The sequence below is a fragment of the Geodermatophilus nigrescens genome (assembly GCF_900129495.1).
GTDB lineage: Bacteria > Actinomycetota > Actinomycetes > Mycobacteriales > Geodermatophilaceae > Geodermatophilus > Geodermatophilus nigrescens.
Genome location: NZ_FQVX01000001.1, coordinates 1,331,641 through 1,354,459, shown reverse-complemented (window position 1 = coordinate 1,354,459; position 22,819 = coordinate 1,331,641). Strand labels below are relative to the sequence as shown.

The 22,819-nt window shown below is 75.5% G+C and carries 20 protein-coding genes; 9 read left to right on the top strand and 11 right to left on the bottom strand.

Annotated elements, in window-relative coordinates:
- The first annotated feature begins 13 nt into the window (after positions 1 to 13).
- The 5 genes from BUE37_RS06730 to BUE37_RS06710 all read left to right on the top strand — a co-directional run bounded on the left by BUE37_RS06730 (position 14) and on the right by BUE37_RS06710 (position 6,018).
- Positions 14 to 919, top strand: a complete 906-nt coding sequence (locus tag BUE37_RS06730; RefSeq protein WP_073419258.1) for an alpha/beta hydrolase — start codon at positions 14 to 16, stop codon at positions 917 to 919.
- A 174-nt stretch (positions 920 to 1,093) separates the two neighbouring features.
- Positions 1,094 to 2,722 carry an FAD-dependent monooxygenase gene (locus BUE37_RS06725; RefSeq protein WP_073419257.1) on the top strand — a complete coding sequence of 543 codons (1,629 nt, stop codon included), beginning with the start codon at positions 1,094 to 1,096 and terminating at the stop codon, positions 2,720 to 2,722.
- A gap of 23 nt (positions 2,723 to 2,745) precedes the next feature.
- On the top strand, positions 2,746 to 3,921 hold the full coding sequence (locus tag BUE37_RS06720) for a glycoside hydrolase family 1 protein (RefSeq protein WP_073419256.1): 1,176 nt from the start codon (positions 2,746 to 2,748) through the stop codon (positions 3,919 to 3,921).
- Positions 3,921 to 4,772, top strand: coding sequence for a fumarylacetoacetate hydrolase family protein (locus tag BUE37_RS06715; protein ID WP_073419255.1), 852 nt, complete (start codon positions 3,921 to 3,923; stop codon positions 4,770 to 4,772). The genes BUE37_RS06720 and BUE37_RS06715 overlap by 1 nt, the downstream gene beginning before the upstream one ends.
- A complete protein-coding gene (locus BUE37_RS06710) occupies positions 4,762 to 6,018 on the top strand; it encodes a DUF3500 domain-containing protein (RefSeq protein WP_073419254.1) in 1,257 nt (418 codons plus the stop codon). Before BUE37_RS06715 ends, BUE37_RS06710 begins: the two co-directional genes overlap by 11 nt.
- 67 nt (positions 6,019 to 6,085) lie before the next feature.
- Here the strand turns inward: BUE37_RS06710 and BUE37_RS06705 are convergent, their stop codons facing one another.
- The 10 genes from BUE37_RS06705 to BUE37_RS06660 form a co-directional block, all read right to left on the bottom strand.
- Positions 6,086 to 7,402: a hypothetical protein gene (locus BUE37_RS06705; RefSeq protein WP_073419253.1), complete on the bottom strand. Its 1,317-nt coding sequence runs from the start codon at positions 7,400 to 7,402 to the stop codon at positions 6,086 to 6,088.
- 55 nt (positions 7,403 to 7,457) lie between these two features.
- A complete protein-coding gene (locus BUE37_RS06700) occupies positions 7,458 to 8,294 on the bottom strand; it encodes an SDR family oxidoreductase (RefSeq protein ID WP_217651140.1) in 837 nt (278 codons plus the stop codon).
- A 66-nt stretch (positions 8,295 to 8,360) separates the two neighbouring features.
- Complete coding sequence (locus tag BUE37_RS06695; protein ID WP_073419252.1) at positions 8,361 to 9,833, bottom strand: rhamnulokinase; 1,473 nt, start codon at positions 9,831 to 9,833, stop codon at positions 8,361 to 8,363.
- Positions 9,830 to 11,866 carry a bifunctional aldolase/short-chain dehydrogenase gene (locus tag BUE37_RS06690; RefSeq protein WP_245794336.1) on the bottom strand — a complete coding sequence of 679 codons (2,037 nt, stop codon included), beginning with the start codon at positions 11,864 to 11,866 and terminating at the stop codon, positions 9,830 to 9,832. Before BUE37_RS06690 ends, BUE37_RS06695 begins: the two co-directional genes overlap by 4 nt.
- 52 nt (positions 11,867 to 11,918) lie before the next feature.
- Positions 11,919 to 13,103: an L-rhamnose isomerase gene (gene rhaI / locus BUE37_RS06685; RefSeq protein ID WP_073419250.1), complete on the bottom strand. Its 1,185-nt coding sequence runs from the start codon at positions 13,101 to 13,103 to the stop codon at positions 11,919 to 11,921.
- Positions 13,100 to 13,462: an L-rhamnose mutarotase gene (locus tag BUE37_RS06680; RefSeq protein ID WP_073419249.1), complete on the bottom strand. Its 363-nt coding sequence runs from the start codon at positions 13,460 to 13,462 to the stop codon at positions 13,100 to 13,102. The genes rhaI and BUE37_RS06680 overlap by 4 nt, the downstream gene beginning before the upstream one ends.
- Positions 13,463 to 13,529: 67 nt before the next feature.
- Positions 13,530 to 14,618 (bottom strand): rhamnose ABC transporter substrate-binding protein, encoded by a 1,089-nt coding sequence (gene rhaS / locus BUE37_RS06675; RefSeq protein WP_073419248.1) that lies wholly within the window; start codon positions 14,616 to 14,618, stop codon positions 13,530 to 13,532.
- 55 nt (positions 14,619 to 14,673) lie between these two features.
- Positions 14,674 to 15,687: an ABC transporter permease gene (locus BUE37_RS06670; RefSeq protein WP_217651139.1), complete on the bottom strand. Its 1,014-nt coding sequence runs from the start codon at positions 15,685 to 15,687 to the stop codon at positions 14,674 to 14,676.
- Entirely contained in the window at positions 15,677 to 16,753 is a 1,077-nt protein-coding gene (locus BUE37_RS06665; RefSeq protein WP_073419247.1) for an ABC transporter permease, read from the bottom strand. The genes BUE37_RS06670 and BUE37_RS06665 overlap by 11 nt, the downstream gene beginning before the upstream one ends.
- Entirely contained in the window at positions 16,750 to 18,300 is a 1,551-nt protein-coding gene (locus BUE37_RS06660) for a sugar ABC transporter ATP-binding protein (RefSeq protein WP_073419627.1), read from the bottom strand. The genes BUE37_RS06665 and BUE37_RS06660 overlap by 4 nt, the downstream gene beginning before the upstream one ends.
- A 210-nt stretch (positions 18,301 to 18,510) precedes the next feature.
- Here BUE37_RS06660 and BUE37_RS06655 point away from each other — a divergent pair, with 210 nt between their 5' ends.
- Genes BUE37_RS06655 through BUE37_RS06640 form a run of 4 tightly spaced genes read left to right on the top strand, consistent with a single transcriptional unit; the run spans position 18,511 to position 22,437 of the window.
- Entirely contained in the window at positions 18,511 to 19,542 is a 1,032-nt protein-coding gene (locus tag BUE37_RS06655; RefSeq protein ID WP_073419246.1) for a LacI family DNA-binding transcriptional regulator, read from the top strand.
- Positions 19,539 to 20,312, top strand: coding sequence for a (Fe-S)-binding protein (locus BUE37_RS06650; RefSeq protein ID WP_073419245.1), 774 nt, complete (start codon positions 19,539 to 19,541; stop codon positions 20,310 to 20,312). The genes BUE37_RS06655 and BUE37_RS06650 overlap by 4 nt, the downstream gene beginning before the upstream one ends.
- Positions 20,309 to 21,820, top strand: a complete 1,512-nt coding sequence (locus BUE37_RS06645; protein WP_245794335.1) for a LutB/LldF family L-lactate oxidation iron-sulfur protein — start codon at positions 20,309 to 20,311, stop codon at positions 21,818 to 21,820. Before BUE37_RS06650 ends, BUE37_RS06645 begins: the two co-directional genes overlap by 4 nt.
- Positions 21,817 to 22,437, top strand: a complete 621-nt coding sequence (locus BUE37_RS06640; RefSeq protein WP_073419244.1) for a LutC/YkgG family protein — start codon at positions 21,817 to 21,819, stop codon at positions 22,435 to 22,437. The genes BUE37_RS06645 and BUE37_RS06640 overlap by 4 nt, the downstream gene beginning before the upstream one ends.
- Here the strand turns inward: BUE37_RS06640 and BUE37_RS06635 are convergent.
- Positions 22,434 to 22,805 (bottom strand): thioredoxin family protein, encoded by a 372-nt coding sequence (locus tag BUE37_RS06635; protein ID WP_073419243.1) that lies wholly within the window; start codon positions 22,803 to 22,805, stop codon positions 22,434 to 22,436. The two genes, BUE37_RS06640 and BUE37_RS06635, sit on opposite strands and share 4 nt — an antisense overlap.
- Positions 22,806 to 22,819 lie beyond the last annotated feature (14 nt).

Sequence of the window (22,819 nt, the reverse complement as noted above, 5' to 3'; positions counted from 1 at the left end):
CCGAGGAGGCCCCGTGCCCACGCCCGCCCTGCCGCTGCCCCCGCCGGCACACGCCGCCCCGCTGCCGCCGGCCCTGCCCGGCCCGGACGGCACCCGCCTCCTCCCCGGGGTCCCCTACGCGGCGCTCCCCGGCGCCCGCCCGCTCGAGCTCGACCTGTACCTGCCGGCCGGCGACGGCCCGCACCCGGTCGTGCTCTTCCTGCACGGCGGCGGCTGGCGGCTGGGCAGCCGGCGCTCCGGCGGGCCGGCCTTCCCCGGCCGCACGCTGTTCGGGCGCGTGGCGGCCGCCGGGATCGCCGTCGCCAGCGCCGACTACCGGCTCTCCGGCGAGGCGGTGTGGCCCGCGCAACTGTCCGACGCGAAGGCCGCCGTCCGCTGGCTGCGGTCCCGGGCGCACGAGCTCGGGATCGACGGCGACCGGCCGGCCGCGTGGGGCGAGTCGGCCGGCGGGCACCTGGCCGCGCTGCTCGGCCTGGTCACCGACCCGGAGCTGGAGGGCGACGTCGGCGTGACGGGCCCGTCCAGCGCCGTCGTCGGGGTGGCCGCCTGGTACCCGCCGACCGACCTCGTGGGCTTCGCCGGGGACGCCGGCGCGGACCCCGCCGACGCCGGCACCCGCGAGGCGCAGCTGCTCGGCGCTGCGCCCGCGGACGCCCCCGACGCCGCGGCGGAGGCGAGCCCGCTCGCCCACGTGTCGGCCGGGGCGCCGCCGTTCCTGCTGCTGCACGGCCGCGCCGACCGGTTCGTCCCGTGCGTGCAGTCCGAGCGACTCGCCGACGCCCTCCGCGCGGCAGGCGCGGACGTCGCGCTGCACACCTACCCCGGCGCCGACCACATGTGGCTCGACGCCCCCGAGGCGGCGGCCGACGCCCTCGACCGGACCGTCGCCTTCCTCCGCGCGCGGCTGCTCGGCGGCTGATCCGGAACGGCCGGGGTCCGCTTGCCGGTCAATGGAATCGGCACTCGGCAGGGTGACCCGCGCCACGGATGCTCGTCCCCGTCCGGACGCGGCCCCCCGAGCCCGCCGGCCCCCCTCCTCGGCCTCCATCGCGCCAGAGACTGCTCCCGCACCGCTGTTCGACAGGAGTCCCCCGTGACCGAAGCGCACGTCCCCCCGCGGGTCCCGGTCCTCGTGGCCGGCGGCGGTCCCAGCGGCCTGGCCGCGGCGATCGAGCTGGGCCGGCGCGGGATCGAGGTCCTCGTCGTCGAGCCGCGCACGGCGCTGGACCCGCTGCGCCCCCGCGCCAAGACCACCAGCGTCCGGACCATGGAGCACCTGCGCCGCTGGGGCCTGGCCGACCGGCTGCGCGCCGCCGCGCCGCTGCCGGTCTCGTACGCGCAGGACGTCGTCTTCTGCACCGGGCTGTTCGGCCACGAGATCACCCGCTTCCCGGAGGCGTTCGGGCTGTGGACCCGGCCGCGGCAGATCGCCGCCGAGGCCGGCCAGCAGGCGCCGCAGTCGGAGGTCGAGCGGCTGCTGCGCGAGGCCGCCGCGGAACTGCCCGCCGTCACGCTGCTCCTCGGCTCCCGGGTCACCGCCGTCACCGACGGCCCCGACGAGGTGCGCGCCGTCGTCGAGGGACGCGACGGCGGGACCGCCGAGGTGACCGCCGAGTACGTGCTCGGCTGCGACGGCAGCGCCGGCGTCTCCCGCCGCGCGATCGGCGCGCGCTACGAGGGCTCATCCGGCGCGCTGCCCAACCTCAGCGTCACCTTCCGCTCGCGCGCGCTGGAGGAGCGGCCGCTGTGCGCGCACGGCGTGCACCACTGGGTGATCGGCACCGAGCGCGGCGGGCTCATGGGCCGCCTCGACCTCGACGGCACCTGGTGGGCGATCGTCCAGGGCGTCGACACGGTGGCCGGCGACGCCGACGCCGCCGCGCTGGTGCGCGCGATGGTCGGGGACGACATCGACGTCGAGGTGCTGGCCACCGACCCGTGGCAGGCGCGGATGCTGCTCGCCGACCGCTACCGCGGCGAGCGGGTGTTCCTCGTCGGCGACGCCGCGCACCTCAACCCGCCGTGGGGTGGCCACGGCTTCAACACCTGCGTCGGCGACGCGGTCAACGTCGGCTGGAAGCTCGCCGCCGTGCTGCAGGGCTGGGCGCCCGCCGCACTGCTCGACAGCTACGAGCCCGAGCGCCGGCCGGTCGCACGGCGCACCATCGACGCCGCCGGCAGCCAGGAGGCGTTCCTCGCCCCCGCCTTCACCGGCCGCGACCTGGACGACGACGGCCCGACCGGCGTGGAGCTGCGCGCCGCGCTGGCGGAGGCGCTGCAGGTCAAGGACCCCGAGTTCCACAGCCTCGGCCTGGTCCTCGGCTACGACTACCCCGACTCCCCCGTCGTCGTCCCCGACGGCCGGCCGGTGCCCGGGCCCGCGCTCGCGACCTTCACCCCGTCGGCGCACCCCGGCGCGCGGCTGCCACACGCCTGGCTGGCCGGCGGCGACTCGCTGTTCGACCGGCTCGGCGACGGGTTCACGCTCCTGCGGCTCGACCCCGCAGCGGACCCCGGCGCCCTCGCGGCCGCCGCGGCCGCCCGCGGCGTGCCGCTCGCCGTCGTGGACCTGGCCGGCGAGCCGGGCCTGCGCGACCTGGTGGACGCCGACCTGGTGCTCGTGCGGCCCGACCAGCACGTCGCCTGGCGCGGCGCGTCCGTCCCCGACCCGGACGCGCTGCTGGCCCGCGTGCTCGGCGCCGCCGTCCCCGCCCTCCGCTGACCCTCCCCGAAGGAGATCCGCCCATGACCGCCGCACAGTTCCCGGAGGGCTTCCTCTGGGGTGCCGCCACCGCCGCCCACCAGGTCGAGGGCGGCAACGTCAACAACGACCACTGGGAGGCCGAGCACTCGCCGCACTCGCCGTTCGCCGAGCCCAGCGGCGACGCCTGCGACTCCTGGCACCGCTGGCCCGAGGACCTCGACCTGGTCGCCGGCGCGGGACTCACCGCCTACCGGTTCAGCCTCGAGTGGAGCCGCATCGAGCCGGAGGAGGGCGAGTTCTCCCGCGCGGCCCTCGACCACTACCGCCGGGTCCTCGACGGCTGCCGCGACCGCGGCCTGGCGCCGGTCGTGACGCTCGTGCACTTCACCCAGCCGCGCTGGCTGCTGCGCGACGGCGGCTGGACCGGGCAGAAGACCCTTGACCGGCTCGCCCGCTTCGCCGAGTACGCGCTGCCGGTGCTCGCCGACGCCGAGTACGTCTGCACGCTCAACGAGCCCAACCTCATGGCGGCCCAGCCGGTGATGGGCGCGATGGCGATGCGGGGCGAGGAGATCCGCGGCCTCCCCCGGCCCGACCAGGGCGTCGCCGAGGCCCTGCTCGGCCTGCACGGCCGGGCGATGGACGTGCTCCGCGGGAACGTGCGCGCCGCCGGCATGACGCTCGTCGGCCGCGAGCACCTCGCGGAGCCCGGCGGGGAGGAGCGGATGCGCGAGGAGCGCGCCGCGTTCGAGGACCAGTTCCTCGAGGTGGCCCGCGACGACGACTTCCTGGGCCTGCAGGTCTACACCGCCGCCCGCTTCGACGGCGGCGGCCTGGTCGCGCCCGCCCCGGAGCTGCAGACGCTGGCCCACGGGATGGAGCGCCGGCCGCAGGCGCTCGGCGCCGCCGTCGCCCGCGCCGCCGAGGTGCTGCCCGGCCTGCCGCTGCTGGTCACCGAAAACGGCATCGCCACCGCCGACGACGACGACCGCATCGCCTTCACCCGCGACGCGCTGACCTCCCTGGCCGGCGCGGTCGAGGGCGGTGCCGACGTCCGCGGCTACCTGCACTGGTCGCTGCTGGACAACTTCGAGTGGATGCTCGGCTACCGGCCCACCTTCGGCCTGGTCGCCGTCGACCGGCGGACCTTCGCCCGCACGCCCAAGCCGAGCCTCATCTGGCTCGGCGAGGTCGCCCGCCGTAACGGGCTCGCCTGATGCGGGTCGTGGGCATCCGCCGCGACGGCGGGCCGGTGGAGGTGGCGGCGCTCTCGGAGGACGGCGCGACGGTGACGGTGCTCGCCGGGCTGGAGGACTTCTGGGCCGACGCCGCCGGGCACCTCGCGCGCCAGGTGGACGGGGAGCCGGTCCCGGTCGGCGACGTGGAGTTCGTGCCGCCCGTGCTGCCCGGCGCCCGGGTGGTCTGCATCGGGCTGAACTACCTGAAGCACGTCGCGGAAGGCTCCTTCGCCGGCGACGGCGTGCCGCCGTACCCGACGCTGTTCGCCCGCTGGACGCAGTCGCTCACCGTCGACGGGGCGGAGATCCCGGTGCCCGCCGATGAGGACGGCCTCGACTGGGAGGGCGAGGTGGTGGCCTACGTCGGCTCGACGCTGACCGACGCGACGCCGGAGGAGGCGCTGGCCGCCGTCGTCGGCTACTCCACCTTCAACGACGTCACCTCGCGGCGGGCGCAGAAGCTGACCAGCCAGTGGATCCTCGGCAAGAACGGCGACGAGTCGGGCCCGCTCGGGCCGCTGGTCCCCGCCGCCGAGGTGGGCGACCTGCGCGAGGGCCTGCGGGTCCGGACCCGGGTCAATGGGGAGACCGTCCAGGACGGGCGCACCGACGAGATGGTCTACACGGTCGGCGACACCCTCGCCCTCGTCTCGCGCACATTCACGCTGCGCCCGGGCGACCTGCTGGCCACCGGCACGCCGTCCGGCGTCGGCTACGCCCGCACGCCCCCGTGGCTCATGCAGCCCGGCGACGTCGTCGAGGTCGAGGTCGAGCGGCTCGGCGTGCTCACCAACCGCATCGTGGGGAGCGGGGCGCGCCGTGCCCGGTGAGTTCCGGCGGTACCTGTTCCCGCACGACCACCCGCGGCTGGCGGAGGTCCGCGGGATGGACCCGTACGCCTACCGCGAGCACGCCCGCACGCCCGGGACGTTCACCGGCGGCCTGGTCGAGGGCTGGACGCCGCTGTACCTGGCGCCGTTCCGCGGGGTGACCGAGGACGGCACGCTGCGCCCGGAGGTGCACCGTTTAGAGCCCGCGCGCCCCGGCGAGGAGGCGCCGGTGGCCGCGATGGTGGCCGCCGCGGGGTCCCTGCTCTCCCTCCTGTCGGCCGAGGACCGCGCGCGCGTGTGCTTCCCCGTCGACGCGCCCGAGTGGCAGACCTGGGCCAACCCGGAGTTCATGCAGTTCGACACCGGCCTGCGCCTGGAGTCCCAGCCCGAGGAGGTGCGCGAGGCGGCGCTGGGCCTCGTGCGCGCGTCGCTGTCGCCCGAGGGCGCGGGCCTCGTGCACGCCGCGATGCTGGTCAACGGCTTCCTCGGCGACGTCGTCGACCTGCCCACCGTGCTCGGCGAGTGGAGCTACAACCTCGCGCTCTACGGCGCCCCCGACCTCCGCGCGCCGTGGGGCTGGCAGCTCTACGGCCACCACTGCGCGGTCAACGTGCTGGTCGTCGAGGGCCGGATGGTGGTCTCGCCGGTGTTCGTCGGCGCCGAACCCGACGAGATCGACGAGGGCCCGCACGCCGGGATCGCCGGCCTGTTCGCCGACCGCATCGAGGCCGGCCTGTCGGTCATGGCCGCGCTGACGCCGGAGCAGCGGGCGGCCGCCACCGTCTACGAGCGGATGGTCGACCCGGCGATGCCGCCCGGCCGCGTGCACCCCGGCGACGAGCGGCACCTGGCCGGCGCGTTCCAGGACAACCGGGTGATCCCGGCCGAGGGCGTGCGCGGCGCGGACCTCTCGGCGGACGCCCGCGCCCGGGTGCTGCACCTGGTGTCGACGTTCGTGCGGCTGCTCCCCGAGGGCCCGCGGGCGGCGCGGCTGCGCGAGGTCGGGGTGCACCTCGACGACACGTGGTTCTCCTGGATCGGCGGGCACGCGCCCGGCGACGTCTTCTACTACCGGGTGCAGTCGCCGGTGGTGATCGCCGAGCTCGACCACCACTGCGGCGTCTTCCTCGACCACGCCACTCCGCAGCCGTTCCACGTCCACACGGTGCTGCGGACCCCGCACGGCAACGACTACGGCCGCGCCTGGGTGCGGCAGTGGCAGGCCGGGCACGATCAGGCCGGCTGATCGTGCTGCGTCCGGGCTCACGATGGGCGGCGAGCCAGGACGCGTCACGGTGAGCCAGGACGGGTGATCAGGCCTGCGGCTGCGCGTCCCGGGTCTGCGGCGCGTCGTCGGGCGGGCGGGGGTCCTCGACCTGCGGGTGCGGGTCGTCGCCGCGGTCGCGGGCGCGGCCGGCGCCGGGCAGGCCCGACACCACCTGGTGGACGTCGTCGACGAGCTCGAGCAGGGCGTGCAGGTCGGTCGGCACCCGCCCGAGGTCGGCGGTGGTCGGCAGGGTGCCGGCCTCCAGGCCGCGCAGCAGCCGCGGCGCCTGGTCGGCGAGCGCCGCGAGGACGGCGACCCGCTCCTCGGTGAGCAGGCCGGGCAGGCGGCCGAGGAGGGTGCCGAGCGCGCGGGCCGCGTCGTCGGTGAGCTCGCGGTCCAGCCGGGTCACGAGGTCGAGGACGGCGTCCGCGGTCCCCCCGTCGAGCACCTCCTCGACGCGGTCGAGGCGCTCGTCGGTCAGCAGCGCGTCCGCCCGGGCGCCCAGCCGCGCGAGGCGCTCGTCCTCCAGCAGCGCGCCGGCGCGGTCCACCAGGCGCGGGACGCGCTCCTCGGCGAGCAGGTCGTCGAGCCGGCCCAGCAGGCGCAGCACCCGCTCGTCGGCCGCGAGGTCCAGCAGCGTGCGCACGCGCTGGTCGGCGGCGAGGTCGAGGGCCTGCTGCACCCGGTCGCCGGTCAGCAGGTCCAGGGTGCGGTCCACCCGGGGGTCGGTGAGGACGTCGAGGCTCCGGTCGACCCGCGGGTCGGTGAGCACGTCCAGGGTCCGCTCGACCCGGTCACCGGTGACGAGCTCGAGGGCCCGCACGACGCGGTCGTCGCCCGCGAGGTCCAGCGCGCGCTCCACCCGCTCGTCGGCGAGGTGGTCGAGCAGGCGGTCGACGCGGGGCAGCAGGTCGGCGTCCAGCAGCCGGTCGAGCCCGTCGGCGAGCCGGTCCAGCCGGCCGGAGGACAGCAGGCCGTCGGCGGCGTCGAGGAGCCGGGGCACGACGTCGGCGCGCGAGCGCAGCGTGTCCACGGTCCGGGTGACCGCCTCGACCCGCTCCGGGGCGAGCGCGGCGCCGAGCCGGTCGACCAGCGCGCCCACGGTCGCGACCCGCTCGGGCGTGGCGACCGCGGCGAACCGCCGCACGAGGTCGGCCGCCACCTCCACCGCCTCCGGGCCGACCGCCGCCGCGCGGGACACCGCCGGCGCGGCGCCCTCGAGCAGGGCGCGGGTGCGGCGCAGGACGTCGTCGGCCAGCGGCAGCAGCGTCTCCGCGCGCGGCAGGGCCGCGCTCAGCGAGCGGACCGAGTCGGCGAGCGTCCAGGGCAGGTCGAGGAGGTCCGAGGGACCGGGCAGGCGCACGGGCGTCGTCTACCCGCGCCGGTGCCCCTGACGCCCCGACCGCCGAGCCCCTGCGTCAGCCGCGTGCGCGCAGCACCTGCTCCAGCGTGCGCGCCGGCCGGCCGAGCAGGTCGGGCACGGCGGGGCTGACGACGTCCAGCTCGCCCGCCGCGACGGCGGTGTAGGTGGACACCCAGGCCTCCACCTGCCAGTCCGGCGCGCCGTAGGAGGCCCGCGAGGCGTACGCCTCCTCGAGCGTCTCGGGCACGTAGCGCACGTCCCGCCCGGTCGCGGCCGACAGAGTCGCGGCCAGCCCGGCGAAGGTCAGCGCCTCCGGGCCGGTGAGGTCGTACGTGCGGCCGGCGTGCGCGGCGGGGTCGCGCAGCACCGCGACGGCGACGTCGGCGATGTCGTCCTGGGCGACCGGCGCCACCCGCCCGTCGCCGGCCGGGCCGCGGATGGCGCCGTCCTCGCCCACGAGCACCGGCGCGAAGTCGGCGTAGAGGGAGTCGCGGAGGAACGTCGCCGGGAGCCCGCGGGCGCGCACGTGCTCCTCGGTGGCCCAGTGGTCGCGGGCGAGGGTGAACGTGGCGTCCGGGGCGGCGCCGAGGAACGACACGTAGACCAGGTGCGCCACCCCGGCGTCGGCCGCGGCGTCGACGAAGGTGCGGTGCTGCTCCACGCGGTCGAGCGTCTCCGACGCCGAGACCATGAGCACCGTGCCGACGCCGTCCAGCGCGGCCCGGACCGCGTCCCCGTCGGCGTAGGGCGCGGCGACGGCGGTGGCGCCGGGCAGCCGGGGCGCGCGCGAGGGATCGCGGACGAGCAGCCGCTGCTCCACCCCGGCGTCGGCGAGCCGGCGCGCGACCCGCCCGCCCAGCTGCCCGGTCGATCCGGTCACGGCGAGGGTCACGGGCGTCTCCTGACGGTCGGGGCCGGACGCCGCGTGCAACCGCCCGGCCCCGCCCCTCGTTCCCGCTCAGGACAGGCGCGCCTCCGCGGCGGCCCACCCGGCGTCGGTGCCCGACGGCCGGTACTCGACCAGGGACTGGGTGGCGCGCAGCAGCTCGCGCATCTCCCCCAGCCCGCCCTCGAGCCCGCCGAGCGCCCGCGCCTGCACCAGCGCGTTCCCCAGCGCCGCGGCCTCCACCGGCCCGGCGAGCACCGGCCGCCCGCAGGCGTCGGCGGTGAGCTGGCACAGCAGCGCGTTGCGCGCTCCCCCGCCGACCAGGTGGACGACGTCGACGTCGCGGCCCGACAGCTCGACGGCCCTCCGGACGGTGCGCCGGTAGGCCAGCGCGAGGCTGTCGACGATGCAGCGGACGGTCTCCGCCTGGCTCTGCGGCGGCGTCTGCCCGGTGTCGGCGCAGGCCTGCGCGATGCGGGCCGGCATGTCGCCGGGCGGGAGGAAGCGCGGGTCGTCGGCGTCGACCACCGCGGTGAACGCGGGCACCCGCGCCGCGGCGGCGAGCAGCTCGGGCAGGTCGGCCGGGAGCCCGGCGGCGGCCCAGGTGCGCAGCGACTCCTGCAGCAGCCACAGCCCCATGACGTTGTGCAGGTACCGGACGGTGCCGTCGACGCCGATCTCGTTGGTGAAACCGGCCGTCCGGCCGGCCTCGGTGAGCACCGGTCCGTCCAGCTCCACGCCGACCAGCGACCAGGTGCCGCAGGAGACGTAGGCGAACCGGTCCCCGCGCGCCGGGACGCCGACCACCGCCGAAGCGGTGTCGTGCGAGCCGACGGCGAGCACCGGCACCGCGCCCAACCCGGTCTCGGCGCGCACCTCGGCGGTGAGCCGGCCGATCTCCTCCCCGGGCTGGACGAGCGCCGGGAACAGGTCGCGCGGCAGGTCCAACCGGTCGAGCAGGCCGGTCGCCCACTGCCGGGTGGTGGCGTCGAGCAGCCCGGTGGTGGACGCGTTGGTGACCTCCGCGACCCGCGCCCCGGTGAGCCAGTGGGCCAGCAGGTCGGGGACCAGCAGCGCCTGCCGGGCGGCGGCGAACCGCGCCGTGCCGCGCATCGCGGCGAGCTGGAACACCGTGTTGAACGGCAGGTGCTGCAGCCCGTTGACCCGGTACAGCTCGCCGGGCGGGACGAGCGCGTGCACGGCCGGCACCGCCGTCTCGTGCCGGGCGTCGCGGTAGTGCACGGGGTTGCCGAGCAGCGCGCCGTCGGCGTCGAGCAGCCCGACGTCGACCGCCCAGCTGTCGATGCCGATCCCGTCCAGTCCCCGCCCGTCCGCCTCGTGCCCGGCCGCGCGCAGGCCGTCGAGCACGCCGGCGTACAGGCCGAGCACGTCCCACTGCAGCGTCCCCGCGGTGCGCACCGGCCGGTTGGGGAACCGGTGCACCTCGGTGAGGTCGAGCCGGCCGGGGCCGACCCGCGCGGCCATGACCCGGCCGCTGGAGGCGCCCAGGTCGACGGCCGCGAGGGTCAGCTCCCGCGGGCTCACCGGAGGAACGCGGCGGCGACGCCGGAGTCGACCGGGACGTGCAGGCCGGTGGTCCGGCTGAGCTCCCCGCCGGTGAGGGCGAACACGGCGTCGGCGACGTGCTCGGGCAGCACCTCGCGCTTGAGCAGCGTGCGCTGGGCGTAGAACTGCCCGAGCTCCTCCTCCGGCACCCCGTAGACGGCGGCGCGCTGGGCGCCCCAGCCGCCGGCGAAGATGCCCGACCCGCGGACGACGCCGTCGGGGTTGATGCCGTTGACCCGGATCTGGTGCTCGCCGAGCTCGGCGGCCAGCAGCCGGACCTGGTGGGCCTGGTCGGCCTTGGTCGAGGAGTAGGCGATGTTGCTCGGGCCGGCGAACACGGCGTTCTTCGAGGAGATGTAGACGACGTCGCCGCCCATCCCCTGCTCGATCATGATCCGGGCCGCCTCGCGGGAGACGAGGAAGCTGCCCTTGGCCATGACGTCGTGCTGCAGGTCCCAGTCGCGCTCGGTGGTCTCCAGCAGCGGCTTGGAGATCGACAGGCCGGCGTTGTTGACCACCAGGTCGACGCCGCCGAAGGCGAGCACCGCCTCGCGGAACGCGGCGGCCACGGCCTCGGCGTCGGACACGTCGGCGGCCACGCCGATCGCGACGTCGGGACCGCCGATCCCGGCCGCGGCGTCGGTGGCCTTCTGCAGGTCGAGGTCGGCGACGACGACGCACGCGCCCTCGGCGGCCAGCCGCTCGGCGATGGCCTTGCCGATGCCGCTCGCCGCGCCGGTGACGAGCGCGACCCGGGTGGCCAGCGGCTTCGGCTTGGGCATCCGCTGCAGCTTGGCCTCCTCCAGCGCCCAGTACTCGATGCGGAACTTCTCGCTCTCGTCGATGGGCGCGTAGGTGGAGACGGCCTCGGCGCCGCGCATGACGTTGATGGCGTTGACGTAGAACTCGCCGGCCACCCGCGCGGTCTGCTTGTTGGCGCCGAAGCTGAACATGCCGACGCCGGGCACCAGCACGATCGCCGGGTCGGCGCCGCGCATGGCCGGCGAGTCCGGCGTCGCGTGCCGCTGGTAGTAGGCGGCGTACTCGGCGCGGTACTCCTCGTGCAGCTCCTTCAGCCGCGCGACGACGTCCTCCACCGGCGCGGTCGCCGGCAGGTCGACGACCAGCGGCCGCACCTTGGTGCGCAGGAAGTGGTCGGGGCACGAGGTGCCGAGCGCCGCGAGCGGGGCGAGCTTCTCGCGGGACAGGAACTCCAGGACGACGTCCGAGTCGGTGAAGGAACCGACCTGCGGCCGGTCGGTGGAGGCCAGCCCGCGGATCACCGGCGCGAGCGCGGCCGCCTTCGCCCGGCGCTCGTCCTCGGGCAGCGCCTCGAAGCCGGGGACGACGGCGCCGAACGGCTCCGCCTTCCCCTTCTCGGCCAGAAAACGCTCCGCGGTGCGGATGATGTCGAGGGAGTTGGCCTCGGCCTCCTCGCTGGTCGCGCCCCACGCGGTGATGCCGTGGCCGCCCAGGACGCAGCCGATGGCCTGCGGGTTCTTCTCCTTGATGGCGGCGATGTCGAGGCCGAGCTGGAAGCCCGGACGGCGCCACGGCACCCAGACGACGCGGTCGCCGAAGCACTCGCGGGTCAGCGCCTCGCCGTCGGCCGCCGTCGCCAGGGCGATGCCCGAGTCGGGGTGCAGGTGGTCGACGTGCGCGGCGTCGACCAGGCCGTGCATCGCGGTGTCGATGGAGGGGGCGGCGCCGCCGCGGCCGTGCAGGCAGAAGTCGAACGCGGCGACCATCTCGTCCTCGCGCCCGACGCCCGGGTAGACGTCGGCCAGCGAGCGCAACCGGTCCAGCCGGAGGACGGCGAGGCCGCTCTCCTTCAGGGTGCCGAGGTCGCCGCCGGAGCCCTTGACCCACAGCAGCTCGACCGGCTGCCCGGTGACCGGGTCGGTCTCGGTGCCCTTGGCGGAGGTGTTGCCGCCGGCGTAGTTGGTGTTGCGCGGGTCGGCGCCCAGCCGGTTGCTGCGCTCGAGCAGCTTCCGGACGACGGGGTTGGTCACGGGGGTGGTTCCTTCCGGGAGGTGGGGGGCCATGGCGCTACGAGTCCTCTCGTCACGCGCCCCAGGAGGCCTGGGTGCCGCCGACGCGCTCGCGGGCGATGCGCTCGGCGTGGCCGGAGCGGGCGTAGGCGGCGTACGGGTCGGCGTCGAGCCCCTTGCTCTCGCGGAGCTCGGCGAGCAGCGGGCGGACGTCGGTGGAGAAGGCGTCGGTCAGCGCGCCGTGCGCGCCGAGCACGTCACCGGACTGCTGCGCGGCGGCCAGCGCCTCGCGGTCGACCAGCAGCGCCTTGGCGGTGGCCTCCTGCACGTTGGTCACCGAGCGGATCTGGCCGGGGATCTTCGGCTCGATGTTGTGGCACTGGTCGAGCATGAAGTTGACGCCGGAGTCGGGGCGCAGCGCGTCGGCGGCCACGATCTCGTTCATGATCCGGAACAGCTGGAACGGGTCGGCCGAGCCGACGATGAGGTCGTCGTCGCCGTAGTAGCGGGAGTTGAAGTCGAACGCTCCGAGGCGGCCGGCCCGCAGCAGCTGCATGACGATGAACTCGATGTTGGTGCCCGGCGCGTGGTGGCCGGTGTCGAGGACGACGGTCGCCTGCTCGCCGAGGGCCAGGCAGTGCAGCAGCGAGGTGCCCCAGTCGGGGATGTCCATCGCGTAGAAGTAGGGCTCGTAGAACTTGTACTCCAGCAGCAGGCGCATGCCCGGGTCGAGCTGGGCGTAGATCTGCTGCAGGGAGTCGGCGAGCCGGTCCTGGCGGCCGCGCAGGTCGTCCTGGCCGGCGTAGTTGGTGCCGTCGGGAAGCCACAGCTTCAGGTCCGTGGAGCCGGTGGCCCGCATGACGTCGATGCACTGGGTGTGGTGCGCGATCGCCTTGTCGCGCACCCGCTTCTCCGGGTGGGTCAGCGACCCGAGGCGGTAGTCGTCGTCCTGGAACAGGTTGGAGTTGATCGCGCCGATCGAGACGCCGAGGTCGGCGGCGTGGGCGGCGAGCTTGCCGAAGTCGTCGACGAGGTCCCACGGGACGTGCAGCGACACCCGCGGCGCGGCGCCGGTGTAGCGGTGCACCTGCGCGGCGTCCTCGATCTTCTCGAACGGGTCGCGGGCCACCCCGGGCTGGCCGAAGACCTTGAACCGGGTGCCGGAGTTGCCGAACGCCCACGAGGGCAGCTCGATGGTCTGCTCGGCCAGCGCGGCGAGGGCGGCGGCCCTGCGGTCGGGGGTGCCGGGGTCGGTCACGAGGGGTCTCCTGGAGCGGCGGTGGTGGGTTCGCCGAGCGCGGTCAGCTGGGCGTCGAGGTCGAAGACGAGGGACAGCTCGGCCTTGCCGGAGCCGTCGCCGGTGACGAAGAAGGGCGCCATGGAGGCCTCCCAGCGGGCGCTCACCTCGGTGGCGTCCACGGCGGTCTGGGCGGCGGCGAGGTCGTCGGTCTCCACGACGCCGACGAGCAGGCCGTCGTCGCGGAGGTAGAGCCGGTAGTCGTGCCAGCCGGCGTCGCGCAGCGCGCACAGCATGTCCGGCCAGACGGCCGCGTGCCGCTCGCGGTACTCGGCCAGCCGGTCGGGGCGGACCTGGAGGGTGAACACGGCGCGGGGCACGCTGGGTCCTCTCGGGAGGGGGTCCCCGCCGCCGCCCGCCCGGGACCGGCGGCGGCGGGGAGACGACTCAGAAGTCGAAGTCGTCGATGTTGTCGGCGCTGAACACGGTGGGCTCGCCGAGGACGACGACGCCGTCGGCGCCGATCTCGTACTCGCCGAGGTCACCGGCGGTGAAGGTCTCGCCCTCCTCGCCGGTGATCTGGCCGGCGGCCAGCGCGGCGCCGGCGTACGCGGCCAGGTAGCCCAGGTCCTCGGGGTTCCACAGCGCGAAGGCGGTGACGGTCCCGTCCTGGACGAACTCGCGCATCTGGTTCGGGGTGCCGAGGCCGGTCAGCGCGACCCGGCCCTTGTACTCGGAGCCGGACAGGTAGCGCGCCGCGGCGGAGATGCCGACCGTGGTGGGCGAGATGATGCCCTTGAGGTCGGGGTAGGTCTGCAGCAGGCCCTGGGTCTCCTGGAAGGACTTCTCGTCCTCGTCGTCGCCGTAGACCGTCGTGACGATCTCCATGTCCGGGTACTCCTGGGCGGCGTACTCGGTCATGAGCTCGATCCAGGTGTTCTGGTTCGTGGCGTTGGCGGTGGCCGACAGGATCGCCACCTGGCCCGTGCCGCCGATCTGCTCGGCCATCGTGTCGATCTGCGTCTGCGCGATGCCCTCGGCGGTGGCCTGGTTGATGAACAGGTCGCGGCACTCGGGGTCGGTGTCGGAGTCGAAGGTGACGACGCTGGCGCCACCGCTGCGGGCCTGGTCGAGCGCGCTGCAGATGGCGTTCGGGTCGTTGGCCGAGGTCAGGATGACGTCGGCGCCCTGCTGGGTCAGCGTGTTGATGTAGCTGACCTGCGAGGAGGCGCTGGCCTCGGACGGGCCCACCTGGCTGAACTCGCCCTCGATCTCGCCGACGGCCCGCTCGGAGCCGGTGGCGGCGACGTCGAAGTACGGGTTGTTCAGCTGCTTGGGCAGGAAGGCGATCGCGAGGTCCGCGGGGATCTCGGCGTCGGGGTCGGCCGAGGCGCCGGCGGCGTCGCCGCCGCCGGAGCTGCCCTCGTCCTCGCCGCGGGTGGTGCCGCCGCAGGCGGCCGTGGTGAGCACCATGGCGGCCACCGCCAGGCCGGTCAGGCCACCGCGCACGCGGCGGCTGGTCAGGAACAGCGACATCGGGGTCCCTCTCTTCGGGTGGATGGGGGTGGTGCGGTGGTGCGGATCGGGGGGGTCAGGCGGGGGCCCGGCGTCGCCGGCCCTTGACCCGGGCGGCGACCTGCGGCGCGACGACCGCGGTGATCAGCAGGACGCCGGTGACGATGTTGAGGACGTCGGAGGGCACGTTGACCAGCTGGAGCGCGTTGCGGACCGAGGCCAGCAGGAGCGCGCCGGCGATGACACCGAGCAGGCCGCCGCTGCCGCCGAAGATGGACACGCCGCCGAGCAGGATCGCCGCGATGACCTGCAGCTCGAGGCCCGTGGCGTTGTCGGCGCGGGCGCTGCCGTAGCGCAGCGTCCAGTAGACGCCGCCCAGGGCGCTGACGACGCCGGTGACGACGAACAGCCAGAGCTTGGTGCGGGCGACGTCGATGCCGCTGAACCGGGCGGCGTCCTCGCTGTTGCCCATGGCGTAGAGCGAGCGGCCGATCGGGGTGGCGTGCAGGACGACGGCCGTGACCGCGACGAGCACCAGCAGCGGGACGACGACGGTCGGGATGCCGGTGGAGCCGATCGAGCTGATCGCCCAGGTGGTCCAGGCCCGCGGGAAGTCGGCCACCGCCTGGTCGCCGAGGACGACGAACGCCAGGCCGCGGTAGAGCGCCAGGGTGCCGATGGTGACCGCCAGCGAGGGCAGGCCGAGCCGCGTGACGAGGAAGCCGTTGACCGCGCCGAGCACGCCGCCGAGCACGAGGACCAGCGGGACGATCGCCTCGAGCGGCAGGCCGGCCACCCACAGCTGGCCCATGACCGCGCTGCACAGGCCGACGGTGCTGGCCACCGACAGGTCGATCTCGCCGGTGACCACGACGAGCGTCAGCGGCAGCGCGATGAGCGCGATGACGACGACGTCGAGCAGCAGGAAGCCGGCGTTGCGGGTGCTGGCGAAGCCCTCGACGGAGAAGGCGGCGACCACCAGGAACAGCACGAGGAACGTGGTGATGACGCTGCCGCTGGGCAGGGTCGGCCCGCGGCGGGCGGGCGCCGCGGCGGCCGGGGCCGGCGCGGGCGGGGTCTCAACGGTCACGGCGGGCGTTCCTCCCCCGGAGACGGGCGGCCAGGCGCAGCTGCAGCGCCCGGTCGAGGGCGATGGCGGCGAGGATCAGCCCGCCGACGGCGGCGTCGCGCCAGAACGGGTCGAGGCCCAGCTGCGGGAGCGCGGTGCCGATCGTGGTGAGCAGCAGCGCGCCGAGCGCGGCGCCGTAGACCGAGCCGCTGCCGCCGAAGATGGCCACGCCACCGACGACGGCGGCGGCCACGACGAACAGCTCCTGGCCGGTGCCGGCGGTGGTGTCCAGCGTCTGGAACCGGGCGGCGTAGAGCACGCCGGCCAGGCCCGCGAGGGCGCCGTTGACGACGAAGGCGGTGAGCACGCGGCGGCCGACCGGGATGCCCGACAGCCGCGCCGCCTCCGGGGCGGAGCCGATGCCGTAGAGCTCGCGGCCGCTGCGGAAGGTGCGCAGGTAGTAGCCGACGACCAGCACCACGACGACGGCGACGAGGAAGAGCACCGGGACCCCGAGCAGGCGGGCGGTGCCGAGCGCCTTGAACCCGCCGGGCAGGTCGGCGGCGTTGATCTGCAGCCGGTCGGCGCTCGACGCCCACAGCGAGTCCAGGCCGCGGAAGGCGTAGAGCGTGCCCAGGGTGACCACCAGCGAGGGCACCCCGGCGACGGCGACGATCGCGCCGTTGAGCAGGCCGCACACCGCGCCGACGGCCATGCCGGCGAGCACCACGACGACGACCGGCGTGCCCGGCGTGACCACCATCAGCGTGCCCGAGGCGTAGGCCGACAGGCCGAGCACCGAGCCGACCGACAGGTCGACGTTGCGGGTGATGATCACCATCGTCTGGCCGGCGGCGAGCACCGTGAGGATCGCCGCGGACAGCAGCAGGTCCCGGACGTTCTGCCCCGACAGGAACCGCGGGTTGGCGACGACCGTGGCCACGACCAGCAGGACCAGCGCGGCGACGATGCCGAGCTCGCGGACGACGACGAGGCGCTGGACGAGCGCCGAGCCGCGGCGGCCGGTGCGCTCGGGGGCGGCGAGCTCCTCGGGCAGCGGCGCGGGCTTCGTGAGGGGCGCGCTCACCGGGCACCTCCCGCGAGGGAGCTGCCCTGGCCGGTCGCGGCCAGCATCACGCTGTCCTCGTCGGCGCGGGCGCGGGGGATGTCGTCGACGAGGCGGCCCTCGGAGACGACGAGGACGCGGTCGGCCATGCCGAGCACCTCCGGGAGCTCGCTGGACACCATGACGACGGCCAGTCCCTCGGCGGCCAGCTGCGACAGCAGCCGGTGCACCTCGGACTTGGTGCCGACGTCGATGCCGCGGGTGGGCTCGTCGACGATCAGCACGCGCGGCTCGGTCGACAGCCACTTGGCCAGGACGACCTTCTGCTGGTTGCCGCCGGACAGCGTGGACACCGGGTCGGAGAGCTTCCCGGCCTTGACCTGCAGCCGCTTGGACCACTCGGCGGCCTGCGCGCGCTCGGTGCGCGAGCTGAGCAACCCGCCCCGGGCCAGCTTCCAGCGCCGGGTGAGGGTCGCGTTCCTCTCCACCGAGAGCTCCATGACCAGGCCCTGCTGGCGGCGGTCCTCGGGGACCAGCGCGAGGCCGGCGGCCATGGCGACGGCGGGGCTGCCGCCCCTGAGCTCCTTGCCGGCGACCCGGACGGTGCCGGCGTCGTAGGGGTCGACGCCGAAGACGGCGCGCACGATCTCGCTGCGTCCGGCGCCGACGAGGCCGGCCAGGGCGACGATCTCGCCGGCCCGCACGTCGAAGGAGACGTCGGAGAACACACCGCGGCGGGTCAGGCCGCGGACCTCGAGCACGACCTCGCCCGGGGTGACGTCGGTCTTCGGGAACAGCGAGGAGACCTCGCGGCCGACCATCCGGCGCACGACGGCGTCGACGGTGAGGTCGCGGGCGAGGTCGGTGGAGACCCACTGGCCGTCGCGCATGACGGTGATCCGGTCGCAGAGGTCGAAGACCTCGTCGAACCGGTGGGAGATGAACAGCACCGCGGCACCCGACTCGCGCAGCGACCGGGCGACGGCGAACAGCCGCTCCACCTCGACGCCGGACAGGGCCGCGGTGGGCTCGTCCATGACCAGCACCCGTGCGTCGAACGACAGCGCCTTGGCGATCTCGACCATCTGCTGGTCGGCGATCGACAGGCCGCGCGCCGGCCGGTCGGGGTCGAGGGCGACGCCGAGGCGGTCGAACAGCGCCCGGCACCGCTGGGCGAGGCCGCGGCGGTCGATCCGGCGGCCGGACAGCAGCGGCTGGCGGCCCATGAAGATGTTCTCCGCGACCGACAGGTCGGGGAACAGCGTCGGCTCCTGGTAGATGACCGCGATGCCGGCGGCACGCGCGGCGGCGGGGTCGGCGAGGGTGACCGGCTGCCCGTCCAGCAGCACGCGGCCGGTGTCGGGACCGTGCACGCCGGCGAGGATCTTGACGAGGGTCGACTTGCCGGCGCCGTTCTCGCCGACGAGCGCGTGGGCCTCCCCCGCGCGCAGCTCGAGCTGCGCGCCGCGCAGCGCGGCGACCGCGCCGAAGCTCTTGCCGACGTCCTCCAGGGCCAGGACGACCCGGCCCTCCGCCGGCGGCGCCGCTGGCGCCGAGGCGTGGTCCACGACGACCACCTCCGTTGTGAAACGATTCAGACGACCTGTGGCGCAGACCATAGGGGCCGGTTCGAGAACGTGTCAACGCCCACCCTGTGGCCGTTGCGGGACCGCGATCCGGCACGGCACCGCGCCATTTGACACGTTTCAGCGCAGCAGCGACCATCTCTGCCGACGGGTGTCCCCCGTCACCCCGTCCGACCAGCGCGAGGAGGCGCCGTGGCCGCGAGCATCCGCGACGTCGCCGAGCACGCCGGGGTGTCGGTGGGCACCGTGAGCAACGTCCTCAACCGGCCCGACGTCGTCAGCGCCGCCACCCGCGAGCGGGTGCTCGACGCGATCGCCGCCCTCGGGTTCGTGCGCAACGAGTCGGCCCGCCAGCTGCGCGCCGGGCACAGCCGGACCATCGGCCTGGTGGTGCTCGACATCGCCAACCCGTTCTTCACCGACGTCGCCCGCGGCGTCGAGGACGTCGCCAACTCCGCCGGCCTCGCGGTCATCCTGTGCAACTCCGACGACCGGCCGGAGAAGGAGAGCGCCTACCTCGACGTGCTCGCCGAGCAGCGGGTGCAGGGCGTGCTCATCACCCCGACGGCGGAGCTCTCGCCCCACCTGCAGACGCTGCGCCGGCGCGGCGTCCCGGTGGTGCTGGTCGACCGGCGGGCGCCCGGGCCCGACCAGTGCGCCGTCGCCGTCGACGACGTCCTCGGCGGCCGTCTGGCCGCCGAGCACCTGCTCGAGCGCGGACACCGGCGGATCGCCTTCATCGGCGGCGCCTCGGGCCTGCCGCAGGTGCAGGAGCGCCACGCGGGCATCGAGACCGCCGTCCGGGACGCCACCGGGGGCGACGACGCGCTCGTCGTCTTCTCCCCCGAGCAGCTCACCGTCGACGCCGGCCGCGAGGCCGCGGCGCGCATCGTCGGCATGCCCGCCGCGCGCCGGCCCACGGCGGCGATCTGCGCCAACGACCTCATGGCGCTCGGGGTGCTGCAGGAGATGGTGCGCCAGGGCGTGCGGGTGCCCGACGACTTCGCGATCGTCGGCTACGACGACATCGACTTCGCCGCCTCGGCCGCCGTGCCGCTGACCAGCGTGCGCAAGCCACGCCAGGCGCTGGGCTCCCGGGCCGCCGAGCTGCTACTCGACGAGGCCCGCGGCGGGGAGCACGCGCACGTGCAGGAGGTCGTCGAGCCCACGCTGGTGGTGCGCGAGTCGAGCATGGTCTTCCGCGATCGAGAGGGGACCCCGTGAGGGTCGCGCTGTTCGCCACCTGCCTGGTGGACACGATGGTGCCGCAGGTCGCGCGGGCCACCGCGACGCTGCTGCAGCGGCTGGGCCACGAGGTGGTCGTGCCGCCGTCGCAGGCCTGCTGCGGGCAGATGCACGTCAACACCGGCTACCGGCGCGAGGCGGTGCCGATCGTGGCCAACCACGTGCGGGCGTTCGCGGGCGCCGAGGCCGTCGTCGCCCCCTCCGGGTCCTGCGTGGCCTCGATCCACCACCAGCAGGCGATGGTCGCCCGGCGCGCCGGGGAGCACGCCCTGGCCGACGACGCGGAGGCGCTCGCGGCCCGCACGTACGAGCTGAGCCAGTTCCTCGTCGACGTCCTCGGCGTCACCGACGTCGGCGCCTACTACCCGCACCGGGTCACCTACCACCCGACCTGCCACTCGCTGCGGATGCTGAAGGTGGGCGACCGGCCGCTGCAGCTGCTGCGGGCGGTGCGCGGCCTCGACCTCGTCGAGCTGCCCGGCGCGGAGTCCTGCTGCGGGTTCGGCGGCACCTTCGCGGTGAAGAACGCCGACACCTCGACGGCGATGCTCACCGACAAGATGGCCGCCGTGCTGTCCACGCACGCCGAGGTCTGCACCGCCGGCGACGCGTCCTGCCTGATGCACATCGGCGGCGGGCTGTCGCGGCTGCGCTCGGGCACCCGCACGGTGCACCTGGCCGAGATCCTCGCCTCGACGGAGGAGAACGTGTCCCCCACCCAGACCACCGCCCCCGCGGTGCCCGCGTGAGCGCCTCCCCGCTGGCCCCCGGCGCCCCGCGGTCGGGCACCACGTTCCTCGGCCTGCCCACCGCGCCCCCCGGCGTCGGCCACCTGCGCGGTGACCGGCCCTTCCCCGACGCCGCCCGCACCGCCCTGCGCGACGGGCAGCTGCGCGCCAACCTCGGCCGCGCCACGACGACGATCCGCGGCAAGCGCGCCGCCGTCGTGTCGGAGGTGCCGCACTGGGAGCAGCTGCGCCAGGCCGGCAAGGCGCTCAAGGCCGCCACCATGGCCCGGCTCGACGAGCACCTCGAGGAGCTCGAGCGGCAGGTGACCGCGCGCGGCGGCACGGTGCACTGGGCGCGCGACGCCGCCGAGGCCAACCGCATCGTCACCGAGCTCGTGCGGGCCACCGGCAGCTCCGAGGTGGTCAAGGTCAAGTCGATGGCCACCCAGGAGATCGGCCTCAACGAGGCGCTGGAGGCCGCGGGCATCGAGGCGGTCGAGACCGACCTGGCCGAGCTGATCGTGCAGCTCGGCCAGGACTCCCCCAGCCACATCCTGGTGCCGGCGATCCACAAGAACCGCTCGGAGATCCGCGAGATCTTCAGCCGCACCCTGCCGCACCTCCAGGGTCCCGGCGCCTCTCCCGGGCTGACCGACGACCCCCGGCAGCTGGCGATGGCCGCCCGCGCCCACCTGCGCGAGCGGTTCCTGCGCGCGCGGGTCGCCGTCAGCGGGGCGAACTTCGCCGTCGCCGAGACCGGCACGCTGTCGGTGGTCGAGAGCGAGGGCAACGGGCGGATGTGCCTGACGCTGCCGCAGACGCTCATCACCGTCATGGGCATCGAGAAGGTCGTGCCGCGCTGGGCGGACCTCGGCGTCTTCCTGCAGCTGCTCCCCCGCTCCTCCACCGGCGAGCGGATGAACCCCTACACCTCGACCTGGGCCGGCGTGACGCCCGGCGACGGGCCGCAGGAGTTCCACCTCGTGCTGCTCGACAACGGCCGCACCGCGGTGCTCGCCGACGAGGTGGGCCGCGAGGCGCTGCACTGCATCCGCTGCTCGGCCTGCCTGAACGTGTGCCCGGTGTACGAGCGCACCGGCGGGCACGCGTACGGCTCGGTCTACCCGGGCCCGATCGGGGCGGTGCTGTCCCCGCAGCTGACCGGCGTCGAGGACAACGCCTCGCTGCCGTACGCCTCGTCCCTGTGCGGCGCCTGCTACGACGTCTGCCCGGTGGCGATCGACATCCCCTCGATCCTCGTGCACCTGCGCGCGGAGCACGTCGAGGCGCAGGAGAAGCCCACGGCGGAGGCCGTCGCCTTCCGAGGACTGGCGAGGGTGATGAGCAGCCCGCGGCTGTGGCACCTCGCCCAGCGCGCCGCCGGGCTCGGCCGGCTGCTCGCCCGCGGGAGGCCGACGCTGCCGGCCGCGCTGCCGCCCCCGGCGAGCGCCTGGACCCGCACCCGCGACCTGCCCACCCCGCCGGGGAGGACGTTCGTGCAGCAGTGGAACGAGGAGCACCGGTCGTGAGGGCGCGCGAGGAGGTGCTCGGGCGGATCCGGACGGCGCTGGGCGAGCAGCGCCCGCCCGTCGCCGTCCCGACGGTGCCGGCGCCGCGCGAGCTGCCGCCCGGCGAGCTGCTCGACCTGCTCGCGGAGCGGGTGGAGGACTACCGCGCCACGGTGCTGCGCTGCGCGCCCGGCCAGATCGGCCCGACCGTCGCCCGCGGCCTGCACGCGGCGCTGGGCGGGGGCTGGGACCCGGCGGGCGTCGTCGTCGCCCCCGGGGTGCCGGCCGCCTGGCGGCCCGACGGCGCGACGGAGGACGACGGCCGGCCGCCGGTCGAGCTGGCCGCCTTCGCCGCGACCCTCACCGGCGTGGCGACGGCGGTCGCCGAGACCGGCACCCTGGTGCTCGACGGCGCGCCGCTGTCGGGGCGGCGGGCGCTGTCGCTGCTGCCCGACGTCCTGGTGTGCGTGGTCGAGGCCGCGCAGGTGGTGCCCGACGTGCCCGACGCGCTGGGCCGGCTCGACCCGGTCGCGCCGCTCACGATGGTCAGCGGCCCGTCGGCGACCAGCGACATCGAGCTGCAGCGCGTCGAGGGCGTGCACGGCCCGCGGACGCTGGTGGTCGTGCTCGCCGGCTAGTGCTCCTGGCGCAGCGGCTCGGGGTAGACCGCGCGGACGGCCGGCATGTCGAGCGCGCGGATGGTGTCCACCAGCAGGTCCAGGGAGTCGGCCGGGAGCCAGCCGGGCTCGGCGAACACCAGCACGCCGTCGCGGTAGGCCATGAGCGTCGGCGCCGACCGCACGCCGAGCTCCGCCGTCAGCGCCTCCTCGGCGCCGGTGTCGACGGCGGCCAGGCGCAGGTCCGGGTGGCGCGCGGCGGCCGCGTCGAACACCGCGCTGAACGCCCGGCTGCTGCCCGAGCGGTCCGTGCGGAAGTCGACCAGCACGATCCCGGGCCCGGCCACCGCGTCCGCGTAGCCGCCCGCGTCGAGCACCTCGGTGGTCATGGCGCACCTCCCGT

Coding starts and splice junctions, on each gene's coding strand:
- BUE37_RS06720 (WP_073419256.1), top strand. CDS start 2,746: ATGACCGCCGCACAGTTCCCGGAGGGCTTCCTCTGGGGTGCCGCCACC.
- BUE37_RS06715 (WP_073419255.1), top strand. CDS start 3,921: ATGCGGGTCGTGGGCATCCGCCGCGACGGCGGGCCGGTGGAGGTGGCG.
- rhaS (WP_073419248.1), bottom strand. CDS start 14,618: ATGTCGCTGTTCCTGACCAGCCGCCGCGTGCGCGGTGGCCTGACCGGC.
- BUE37_RS06635 (WP_073419243.1), bottom strand. CDS start 22,805: ATGACCACCGAGGTGCTCGACGCGGGCGGCTACGCGGACGCGGTGGCC.